The sequence below is a fragment of the Oleiphilus sp. HI0117 genome, from assembly GCF_001635235.1.
Genome location: NZ_LWGA01000965.1, coordinates 1 through 1,874 on the forward strand (window position 1 = coordinate 1; position 1,874 = coordinate 1,874).

3 protein-coding genes and 2 pseudogenes are annotated in these 1,874 nt (G+C 45.2%); all 5 read right to left on the reverse strand.

The window, feature by feature from the left end:
* Positions 1 to 220 (reverse strand): annotated as a pseudogene (locus A3757_RS17295) (hypothetical protein); the annotation flags it as partial.
* Positions 207 to 446, reverse strand: coding sequence for a DUF4266 domain-containing protein (locus A3757_RS17300; RefSeq protein ID WP_068553283.1), 240 nt, complete (start codon positions 444 to 446; stop codon positions 207 to 209). The gene A3757_RS17300 and the pseudogene A3757_RS17295, both read right to left, overlap by 14 nt.
* 16 nt (positions 447 to 462) lie before the next feature.
* Entirely contained in the window at positions 463 to 960 is a 498-nt protein-coding gene (locus tag A3757_RS17305) for a TlpA disulfide reductase family protein (RefSeq protein ID WP_068553285.1), read from the reverse strand.
* Between the two features lie 60 nt (positions 961 to 1,020).
* Positions 1,021 to 1,677, reverse strand: coding sequence for an outer membrane beta-barrel domain-containing protein (locus A3757_RS17310; protein WP_068553288.1), 657 nt, complete (start codon positions 1,675 to 1,677; stop codon positions 1,021 to 1,023).
* A pseudogene (locus A3757_RS17315) lies at positions 1,647 to 1,874 on the reverse strand (hypothetical protein); the annotation flags it as partial. The gene A3757_RS17310 and the pseudogene A3757_RS17315, both read right to left, overlap by 31 nt.

The window sequence follows — 1,874 nt, forward strand, 5'->3', positions numbered from 1 at the left end:
TCAGGGAAAAATTCGTACCGGCACTTTTTCTTACCAGAACAAAGGGGCCATTAATATCCATACCACCGCCTTCGTAACCATGATACAAGGCGTCAACCGTATCAGGAGGAAGCGTTGCAGCATTGCCTACTGCACTGATCACCAGGGAATTGACAATAATTAACAATTGAAAAAAGGCTTTAAAAAAAGGCACCTTGGCTTTCATTTTAATTACAGCCACAGCCACCTCCTGCGCCGCCCTCTGCTCCGCGAGCAGACTCCCTTGCCTGGTATACATGGTGAATGTATGCACCCGCTGCCCCATGTCGATCTAAGCTCATAATAGGGTCGGCCAAATTACTTCGCTCATAGGGTTTTACCCACGGCTTAATTTCACCGCAAGCCTGCAAGCCACCAAAAGACAGCAAACAGATAATGACGCATAGGACTGGTTTAATACTGTTCATATTAGGAACCCGTGAACTATTCTCTGATCAACTGTTTAACCTGGTTTGCGTACTCTTCTTCATAGCCGGGCTTATATCCGCGATGTAAAAAGCGCTTGTTGCCATCGCGATCAATCATCACAGTTGTCGGCATCGCATCCACCTCGTACATCTCACTTACCTTGCTTGTCGAGTCATAGACCACAGGAAAATCAACCGGCAGAGCTTTCAAAAAGCGATCTGCATCAGCTGAATCTTCATCCACATTGACCGCTAAAATGGTAAAACCCAAGTCTTCATATTTGGCAAAAATATCATTCATCAAGGGCATTTCCTGACGACATGGCCCACACCATGAAGCCCAGAAGTTCAGCATCACGACTTCTCCTTTTAACTCTTCAAGCCGGATATTGCTGCCTTGATTACTTTTGAGCGTAAAGTCGGGTGCCGCGCCACTCAGTTGCTCAGCACTCGATAGGCCAGATAAACTCAACAAAGCGGCTGTCACTAGAGACTTGGCTATGGTCATTCGCATCTTGATTCCCTCAATTCTTTTCAGTAAATACTTTCATTTTTTAAACCCTTCCAAGCATGCTTAGAAGAACAGGGACACACCCATTCCCAGCTCTGAGTTAAAACTGATTTTCTCAGGCCCTACGACATCTATTTCGTAAAAGTGCTCTTTCGCTGTAAAGTGTAAAGAGACAAAATCAGTCAGTAGTAATTGGTACCCCAATCCGACTACCCCCGTTAAACGGGTTTCTCCGGCAAAGTCTGTTGCACCAACAGCTGCAGATACGTAAACGTTATTGTTAAAGGCATAATCTCGGCCAAAATAGCTTTCGCCAGGAAGCTTAAATGCCACCCCAAAGTTATAGTAAAGGTAATCACGGTCATCACTCGATAACACCTCTACAGCACCAAGGGTCTCAAAGCTGCTTTGCCCTGCTTCACTCATCCCGATATGCGTTTCAAACATCAGGTTTCCACTTAAATGAAACGCCAGACGAGTGCCGTAAACCAATGCAGACTCGAAATCTTCAATGTTCATCACGCCGGTAAATACGCCGAGCTCAAAATTCTCTGAGTCGATCATTGCCTCATCAAGCACTACCGGCTTTACATCAGGCTCTATTAATGGGCTATGTTGCTCAGCACAAGCATTCCCCACCACCGCTGACAGGGTTAAAACCATCAACCAAATACATTGTTTGCGCTTCTTCAAAAGAACACGCTTAATCCAATTTTCCATTCTGTCGCTTCTTCGTTGCTTTCACGGTTAGTAAAAATTTTATAGTCCTTCACTTCCATACGAACAAAATAACGGTCGCTCAAGTAATATCGTGCCCCTATACCGGCATGAATAGATTCTTCGTCCCGCTTTGCTTCTTCAGATAAGGTCGCCTTGGGGCTGATAAATACCATGCCCGCCCCTAAAGTAAAAAACGG